The sequence below is a fragment of the Sphingobacterium sp. T2 genome (genome assembly GCF_000814685.1).
GTDB classification, from domain to species: Bacteria; Bacteroidota; Bacteroidia; order Sphingobacteriales; family Sphingobacteriaceae; genus Sphingobacterium; species Sphingobacterium thermophilum.
In genome coordinates, this window is the sequence record NZ_JXAC01000228.1 from 1 (window position 1) to 8,995 (window position 8,995).

At 42.7% G+C, this 8,995-nt stretch carries 8 protein-coding genes; 7 read left to right on the top strand and 1 reads right to left on the bottom strand.

The features are described from left to right. Positions 1-57: 57 nt before the first annotated feature. A protein-coding gene (locus tag SD31_RS12810; RefSeq protein ID WP_156138360.1) for an IS3 family transposase occupies positions 58-1,157 on the bottom strand; the annotation gives its coding sequence in 2 pieces (ribosomal slippage) (positions 58-905 and positions 905-1,157; 1,101 coding nt in all). 69 nt (positions 1,158-1,226) lie between these two features. Here SD31_RS12810 and SD31_RS12820 point away from each other — a divergent pair. The 7 genes from SD31_RS12820 to SD31_RS21025 all read left to right on the top strand — a co-directional run. Next, positions 1,227-2,069, top strand: coding sequence for a hypothetical protein (locus SD31_RS12820; protein ID WP_052259046.1), 843 nt, complete (start codon positions 1,227-1,229; stop codon positions 2,067-2,069). Positions 2,070-2,110: 41 nt separating this feature from the next. Continuing rightward, positions 2,111-4,408 carry a GH92 family glycosyl hydrolase gene (locus tag SD31_RS12825; protein WP_082021959.1) on the top strand — a complete coding sequence of 766 codons (2,298 nt, stop codon included), beginning with the start codon at positions 2,111-2,113 and terminating at the stop codon, positions 4,406-4,408. A 3-nt stretch (positions 4,409-4,411) separates the two neighbouring features. Then, positions 4,412-5,038, top strand: coding sequence for a CocE/NonD family hydrolase (locus tag SD31_RS20355; RefSeq protein WP_262506637.1), 627 nt, complete (start codon positions 4,412-4,414; stop codon positions 5,036-5,038). A 142-nt stretch (positions 5,039-5,180) separates the two neighbouring features. After that, a complete protein-coding gene (locus tag SD31_RS20360) occupies positions 5,181-6,242 on the top strand; it encodes a CocE/NonD family hydrolase (RefSeq protein WP_262506638.1) in 1,062 nt (353 codons plus the stop codon). Continuing rightward, positions 6,232-7,509 carry a M28 family metallopeptidase gene (locus SD31_RS12835; protein ID WP_039054429.1) on the top strand — a complete coding sequence of 426 codons (1,278 nt, stop codon included), beginning with the start codon at positions 6,232-6,234 and terminating at the stop codon, positions 7,507-7,509. The genes SD31_RS20360 and SD31_RS12835 overlap by 11 nt, the downstream gene beginning before the upstream one ends. Positions 7,510-7,677: 168 nt before the next feature. Next, positions 7,678-8,088: a winged helix-turn-helix domain-containing protein gene (locus SD31_RS21020; protein ID WP_316929877.1), complete on the top strand. Its 411-nt coding sequence runs from the start codon at positions 7,678-7,680 to the stop codon at positions 8,086-8,088. Further along, positions 8,031-8,995, top strand: a 965-nt coding sequence (locus SD31_RS21025) for a substrate-binding domain-containing protein (protein ID WP_316929878.1), incomplete at its 3' end; no start/stop codon positions are given. The genes SD31_RS21020 and SD31_RS21025, both read left to right, overlap by 58 nt.

An 8,995-nucleotide genomic window follows, 5' to 3' on the forward strand; every position in this document is an offset into this window, starting at 1 on the left:
AATTAAGACTGCGTAATTTTACAAAATTCTCTTCAAATTAACCTAAACCTAAATACCCTAACACGCCTGTCTATCGCCTTCAAAAGCGGATAAAGCGGCATATTCGGTTGGAGGCATATTGCCAAGACTGTCGTGCGGTCTGTGATTGTTATAATCATCCATCCATTGCCAGGTAACTTCCCTTACCTCATCAAGGGTGTCAAACAGGTAGCAGTCCAATACATTATCACGGTAAGTCCCGTTCAATCTTTCCACAAAACTATTCTGCGTGGGCTTTCCGGGCTGGATATATAAAAACTCGATGCCGTTGACCACACTCCATTCCCTTAAAAGCTGGGATATAAACTCCGGGCCGTTGTCCATTCTGATTTTCCCGGGCTTGCCTCTACGTTTAATCAGATGGTTCAGCACCCAAACCACCCGCGAACTGCGCAGGGAATAATCCACTTCGATATGCAGTGCTTCCCTGTTGAAATCGTCCATCACGTTGAAAGAACGGAATCTGCGGCCATTGCTCAGTGCGTCGCTCATAAAGTCCACCGACCAGGTATCATTGGGCAACATGGGCTTGGTCAGGGGCTGTTTTACCCTTTGCGGCAATCGCCGCTTTGCTTTCCTTCTGATGTTCAGTCCAATGAGCTTGTATACCCGGTGGACGCGCTTGTGGTTCCAGCAATGGCCTTCCCGGCGCAATCTCCTGAACGCTTTCCAGAAACCCTCACGTGGAAAATCTTCTGCCTTCTTTCTTAAAGCGGACTCCACCTGGCTATCATCGCGTATGCCAACATAATAGTAACAGGTCTTGCTCAATCCCAACACCCGGCACGCCCTGCTGATGCCTTTCCCTGACTCCATCAATTCCTGGGCAATCTGTTTCTTCTGGCAGGGCTTCAAAGCTTTTTTGCTATCACCTCCCTGGCCGCCTCTAAGTCCAGGGCAAGCTCCACGTACATCCGCTTAAGCTTGCGGTTCTCTTCTTCCAGTTCCTTAACCCGCTTTAGCTCACTACCGTCAAGGCCGCCGTATCGCTGGCGCCATTTGTAAAAGGAGGCAGGACTGACCCCGTGTTCACGTGTGATTTCCTGAACGCTTTTACCAGCCTCGAATTCCTTAAGGATCTTACTGATCTGCTCCGGTTTGAATCGTTTCCCTTTCATAATACACTGTTAAAGTTATCAATCATTTTCTATTCTCTAACAGTCTTTTTTTCGGGGAAGCTTACAACCGTGCAAAGTACCCACTTTTGGAATAACGACGGAATAGATATTGTGGACTGCAAACATTTCAAGCTGCTAAACTCCTACATCGACGCTGCAGATGATGCTATCTGCCTGAAGTCGCACGACCGCACCAAACGCTGTGAAGACGTGGAAGTAAGAAACTGCATCGCACGCTCTAGCGCCAACGGTATCAAGTTCGGCACCGTGTCAGCAGGTGGATACAAAAATATCAAAATTGTAAACAACAAGGTTTATAATACTTTCCGCTCGGCATTTACCATCGCCGTGCCCGACGGAGGCATAGCAGAAGATATCTTAGTGGATAGCCTATACGCCTATCATACCGGAAACCCTATTTATTTACGTATAGGATCTCGCTGGAATAACAAGCGTATCGGTGTTTTGAAAAATGTGACCATACAAAATTTCTATGCCGAGATTACGGAGGAAAAGCCTGATGCTGGCTATGTGTACGAAGGGCCTATTGAGGATAATCCACGCAATGTGTCTCCTTCCAGCATAGTAGGTCTGGAAAATATGAAAATTGAAAATATCATTCTAAGAAATATAGAAATTTCCTATCCGGGGAAAGGAAATCCTAATTATGCTTTTAGAGGGGTGTCGCCAAAAGATTTAGAATCTATTCCCGAAATGGCGGAGGCCTATCCGGAATTTTCTCAATTTAAAGAACTTCCTGCCTGGGGTGTTTTTGTGAAAAACGCGAATAACATTACCTTTGATAATGTGAAGCTTATTGCCCGCGACCAAGATTATAGACCTGCCATAGTATTGGACAAAGTAAACGGGCATACGCTAAAGGGTAGTGAGGGTGATAGAAAAAGGCGTTAAATCCAAAAAACAAATTATAAAGCATAACACGAAATAGTATGATGAACCTCAAAAACATTTGCAGTATTATGGTCTTAACCGCTACGGTATTCTCCAATGCCGTCGCACAGAAAAGACCGGTAGACTATGTAAACCCGATGATAGGAACTGCCCGTATGGGACACACTTTTCCTGGAGCTACAGTACCTTTCGGCTCCGTACAGCTGAGCCCCGAAACGGATACCTTGTCTTATGAACATGAAGGAAAGTATAACAAAGACGTATATAAATATTGTGCCGGCTATCAGTATGAGGATAACTCCATTGTAGGGTTTAGCCATACCCACTTTAGTGGGACCGGTCATTCAGACTTGGGGGATTTCCTTATCATGCCGACAGTAGGAAAGTTGCAGCTTAACCCCGGCGTGGCACAGGATACGCGTACAGGATACCGCAGTAAGTTTAGACATCAGAATGAGGTGGCGGAAGCCAACTACTATAAAGTGCTGTTAGAAGATTACAATGTGCAGGCTGAGCTGACCACAACCGAGCGTGTAGGCTTCCACCGCTATACTTTTCCTGACTCCAAAGAGGCACATATCATCCTCGATTTAAAGTCCGGAATTTATAATTATGACGGCAAGAATGTATGGACGGTGGTGCGTGTAGTAAACGACACCTTAGTAACAGGCTATCGCCAAACACACGGTTGGGCGCGCACACGTACCGTATATTTCGCCATGACATTTTCCAAGCCTTTCAAGAGTTATGGACGTAAAAGCTTTGACAAGAACCAGGTGTATAGAGGCTTCTGGCGTAAGTTCAATCAAGATGAAAACTTTGCTGACCTCGCCGGAAAAGATATGGTCATGTATTTTGACTTCGATACCAACAAGGATGAACCTGTTCAGATCAAATTTGCTATCTCACCTGTAAGTCAAAGCAACGCACTACAAAACCTTCGTGCGGAAGTGCCACATTGGGATTTCGACCGTGTCAAAGAAGCCGGCAAAAGCAAGTGGAACGAAGAGCTTTCCAAAATCGCAATAGAGACTATCACCGAAGATGATAAGGTCAATTTCTATACAGCCATGTACCACGCCTATTTAGGCCCTACCATCTATATGGATGTAAACGGTCAGTATAAAGGATTGGATCAGGAGGTACACACAGCTCAAGGGTTTACCAACTATACTACCTTTTCATTGTGGGATACGTTCAGAGCTCTCCATCCTTTCTTTAACATCCTCCAGCCGTCGCGTAATGCCGATATGGTGGAGTCTATGTTGGCACATTACGACCAAAGCGTGCTCAACATGCTTCCTATCTGGTCGCACTATGCCAACGACAATTGGTGTATGAGCGGTTATCATGCCGTTTCTGTCATAGCAGATGCCATCCTTAAGGGGGTCTATAAAGGAGACCCTCACCGCGCTTTGGAAGCTTGTATTGCCACCTCAAACAGAAGAGACTATGAAGGTATCGGTGAATATATAGATTACGGCTATATTCCGCATGAAGTAAATAGCAATTCGGTGTCTACAACCTTGGAATATGCATATAACGACTGGTGTATCGCCCAGTTAGCGCTTAAGTTGGGCAGAAAAGATGTGTACGACACCTACATGAAACGTGCTCAAAACTGGAAGAATGTCTTTGACCCTTCTATAGGCTTTATGCGCCCTAAGGATGCCAAAGGTAATTTTGTCAAAGATTTCGATGTATTGGATACACATGGACAAGGTTTTATCGAAGGTAACTCGTGGAACTATAGCCTGTTCGTACCGCAGGACCCTAATGCCTTGGTAGCCTTGCATGGCAACAAGAAAAGGTTTGTCAACTACCTTGACTCTCTGTTTACGATGGAACTTCCGGATAAGTATTTCGAAAATACAGAAGATATCACCCGTGACGGAATCATAGGAAACTATGTCCATGGCAACGAACCTTCACATCATGTGGTGTATTTATACAATTATGCCGGCACACCTTGGAAAACACAAGCCCGCGTGCGTCAAATCTTGAGAGCCATGTATCAGGCCCGTCACGATGGCTTGGGAGGTAATGACGACTGCGGACAGATGAGCGCTTGGTATCTTTTCGGCGCCATGGGATTTTATCCTATAGCACCGGGCTCGCTGCACTATGACTTAGGTAGCCCTCTCGTAAAACAAGCAGTCATCAATCTCGATAACGGAAAACAATTTGTCATCAGAACCAAAAACCAGTCCGAAAAGAACGTTTACGTATCTAAGGTTTTGTTGAACAATAAAGAGTTGGACAGAACATATATCACTCATGAGGAAATCATGGCTGGCGGAGAATTGTTATTTGTGATGAGTAGTAAACCGGTGAAGTAGGAAATGCGTGTTTTTTCAATTCTGTTCTTAATTCATTTTATAGGAATATCTTGGGGTGTAGCCCAAACTAATGATACTCTTTTTGTAAAGAAAAATTATACCAAACGCGAGGTATATATCCCTATGCGTGATGGTGTCAAACTCTATACGGCTATTTACGAACCGCAGGATAAAAGCAAAGATTATCCTATCCTTATGATTCGTACGCCATATAGTATAGCACCTTATGGAGACAGCAACTATAAGGTACCTTTAGGTCCCAATAGGGACTATATGTATGATGGCTATATTTTTGTATATCAGGATGTTCGCGGTAAATATATGTCTGAAGGTCATTTTATCGCGAACAGACCGGTAGCCACGGACGGTAGTGTTGATGAAGCTACGGACACCTATGACACTATAGACTGGTTGGTGAAAAATGTTAAATCCAACAAGAAAGTAGGCATATGGGGAGTTTCGTCTCCCGGCTTATACGCTTCCATGTCTTTGATAAATGCGCATCCCTGTCTAAAGGCAGTATCGCCGCAGGCCCCCGTAACGGATTGGTTTCTAGGAGATGATCGTCACCATAATGGTGCTTTCATGTTGATGGGGACCTTTTCTTTTTTGAGTTCTTTTCGGACGTGAACGCGATTCTATTTCCACACGTCATCCAGGAGGATTCGGGGCTTACAACACTTCGGATACTTACAACTTCTACTTAAAGACAGGTGCGCTCAAAAATTTCAACGAGAAGCACCTCCATTATAAAAGCGTTCTGTGGAATGAGATGATGGCTCATCCCAACTACGATCAGTATTGGCAGGATCGCAATTATCTGAAGCATATCAATAAGTTTCATCCGCAGGTGTTGGTCGTAGGAGGTTGGTTTGACCAAGAAGATCTGTATGGTCCTCTGAAGACCTATGCTCATCTAAAAAAGATGAACCCTTCTCATACGCATTTTGTCATGGGACCGTGGTATCACGGCTCTTGGCTACGTGGCAAAGGGGATAGCCTTTTCAACTTGAATTTTGAAAGCAACACTTCGGAATATTACCGTAAGCATATAGAGATGCCTTTCTTCAGGAAATATTTGAAGGATGAAAGCGAAAGAGAAATTCCTAAGGTGCAGGTGTTCTTCACCGGTGCCAATTATTGGAAGACTATGGATAGCTGGCCTTCTCATAAAGTATCCGAAACACGTCTTTACTTACATGCCGACCGCACTGTTAGTTTTGTAGCACCACGAGCTGCTGAAGGTAAGCTTAACTATGACAGTGACCCTAACCATCCTGTGCCTTACACCAACGAAAGAACAGTATTTCGTGGGCATAAGTATATGGTTGAAGATCAGTTTTTTGCTGCTAAGCGCCCCGACGTGCTGGTCTTTGAAAGTGATGTGCTTGAAGAAGATGTGACAATAGCCGGCAATATAATGGCAGATTTATATGTTTCGACGACAGGAACGGATGCCGACTTTATTGTCAAGCTTATAGATGTCTATCCTTATAATTCTAAATCCGCAATGTCAGACTATCAGCTGATGGTAAGAGGGGAAGTCATGCGTGCCAAATACCGCAATAGTTTCTCTGAGCCGGAGCCTATGCTGCCGAATAAGCCTTATCGCGTCAAATTTGATATGCAGGATGCTGCCCATGTGTTTAAGAAAGGACATCGCATCATGGTGCAGATACAAAGTACTTGGTTCCCGCTAGTGGACCGAAACCCTCAGAAGTTTGTAGATATCTACAAAGCGGAGGATAGCGATTTTAGCAAACAGACACACACTATTTATCTTAATAAAGAATACCCTTCAAGTTTAATTTTACCTGTTTTATATGAAAAGTAGACTGTTAGTTTTATTCTTGTTGCTTGCGACGGTGGTGTCGGCACAAGAGGAGTATGGAAGACGTATTGTCAAGGAGATTGCGTCGGCAAAGTATTATGGTCGTGGATTTGTGTTTGACGGTGACCGCAAAGCAGCAAATTACATTGCCAAAGAATTTAACAACAATGGAATTGTACCTTTGTCAGGAACCGATAAAGGCTACTTCCAATATTTTACCCTTTCACCGAATACTTTTCCCAAGGAAACTACTGTTGCTATTGATGGGAAAAAGCTTAAAGTAGGACGCGACTTCCTTATCGATGCGGCTAGCAAAAGCATCAAAGGCTCTTTCGCGTGGATCAGATTGACAACAGATGATTTCACGAAAGACCTAGAGAAGGACATTCTTTCCAACGTCGCGTACCAAGGTCGATTCCTTTATATTGAAGAAAAGGAAGCTATCACCCAATTGGGTAATGACACTTTTAGAAAATGGATAGAAGTCTTGAAAAATAAAGGTGTTCATGCCGGCGTAATTATAAATTCTTCCAATAAACTGTTGTGGAGAACGCTATTATACCAAATTGAAAAGCCTGTATTATATCTTAAAGATTTCGAAACATCAAAGAGAGAAGGTCTGTTGACACTTCAAGTAGTGGCAGAACATAAGAAAGATTACCAAACCCAAAACGTATGTGGCTTCCTTAAAGGAACTGGCGATACGGATTCGACTATCGTTATCACCGCCCATTACGATCACATAGGGGCTATAGGTAAAAATGTCATCTTCAAAGGTGCAAACGACAATGCCAGCGGTACGGCTCTGATGTTGTATTTGAGCAACTATTACGCTAAGCATCCTAGTAAATACGATATGGTGTTCTTGGCTTTCTCGGCTGAAGAGAGTGGTCTTTTGGGTTCTAAGTTCTTCGCTGAAAATCCCCTTATCGACCTGTCGAAGGTAAAATTTTTGTTAAACCTGGATATGGCAGGAACAGGAGATGACGGTATACAGGTGGTAAATGGTTCTATATTCCGTAAAGAATTTGACAGTATGGTGGAACTGAATAAGGAGAACAACTTCCTTCCCGAGGTGCGTATCCGAGGAGAGATGAACCGCAGTGATCACCAGCCTTTCTACGAACGAGGCGTACCTTGTTTCTTTATCTATACTTTGGGTGGAATCAGTGCTTATCATGATATTTATGATGTTTATGAAACACTGCCTTTTACCAACTTTACGAATTACGCTAAGCTATTGATAAAGTATATAGACACGTTCAAATAGATTCAGTTGCTAGTAAGAATATAAATTCCTCTAATTATTTTATTAGAGGAATTTTTTTTATTAGTAATTTGGATAAGATGTGTGAGTTAAAATGGAAATTCAAATTGTCATCGAGTTGCAAAAAAGTAATATCTTTAGTGACATGTTGAGGGTCAAAAGCATTGTATCATGACAGTATCCATTACCGAATTCTTTGATTCAATAGAAATTAGTGACTTATCTGCTACGCCAAAGTATAAGCAACTTGCCGATTCTATCATCAATGGAATTCATCATAAAATTTTCAAGAAGGGAGATGTCCTTCCTTCTATCAACGAAATTTCTAGCTTTTTGGAGGTGTCGCGCGACACCACGGAGAAGGCATACAAATATCTAAAGAATAAAGGGGTGATCTATTCTGCTCCAGGCAAAGGTTTCTTTATCGCCGTGAATGAGCTCAAACAGGGACCACGCATTGCCGTCTTACTCAACAAGCTTAGTGAGCAACAAAAAAATATGTTTACGATGCTTTCGCCAGCGAGATGGGAGAATGGTCCGCCTTGGATCTTTTCGTGTATAATAGCGATATCTCTTATTTGAAATCTCTACTCCTGAATTTTACTAAGACTTACGACCATTACGTTATCTTTCCACACTTTAAGGAAGGAGCAGATCAGGCAGCAGAAATCATTAGCCGATATATCCCTTCGGAGAAGCTACTGCTGTTGAGTAAACTTATTCCTGACTTGGAAGGAGAATTCCCCGCAGTCTTTGAGAATCATGAGAACGATATCTATACGGCGCTCAATAAGGCGATAGAGCATCTGAAAAAGTATGAGACCATAAAGCTGGTGTTCCCTGATCATAGTGATTATCCGAAAGCCATAATCAAAGGATTCTATAAGTTCTGTCAAGAACATGGGATAGACCATACCCTTGTGTCCAATTTGAAGCAGGAGAAAATAAAATCTGGTACCTGTTATATCAATATCGTTGAACGGGACTTGGCACTTCTGCTGGAAAAAATCCTTGCTCAAAAACTAGAGGTTGGAAAAGATGTAGGTATCATCTCCTATAACGAAACGCCGCTGAAAAAATTTATTCTGAACGGCATTACAACCATTTCCACAAATTTTGAATATATGGGTAAGGCGGCCGCACAGTTGATTAAAAACAAAGTCGAAAGAGCATGTGGAAGTGCCATTCGACATTATCATAAGAGCATCTATCTAGTGAATGCATCTCAAATAAAAGAGCTTTCCTTTGAAGTGCACCCTAAAAGTTGGACACTATTTGGGGGCATTTTTATGGTTAAGTACAAAAAACACAAATCCGATTTTAAGCTTCGTCTGGTTAAAGATTACCAACGAGGGGCATCGATACACGGATTATCGAATCAATGGGGCGTATCATCGTCACAAATCAGAAAGAGGATTGATCAATATAATTCATTAGGTCCGCAAGGACTATCGCGAAAGCCTTATCGAAAATATACAAAGGAATTTAA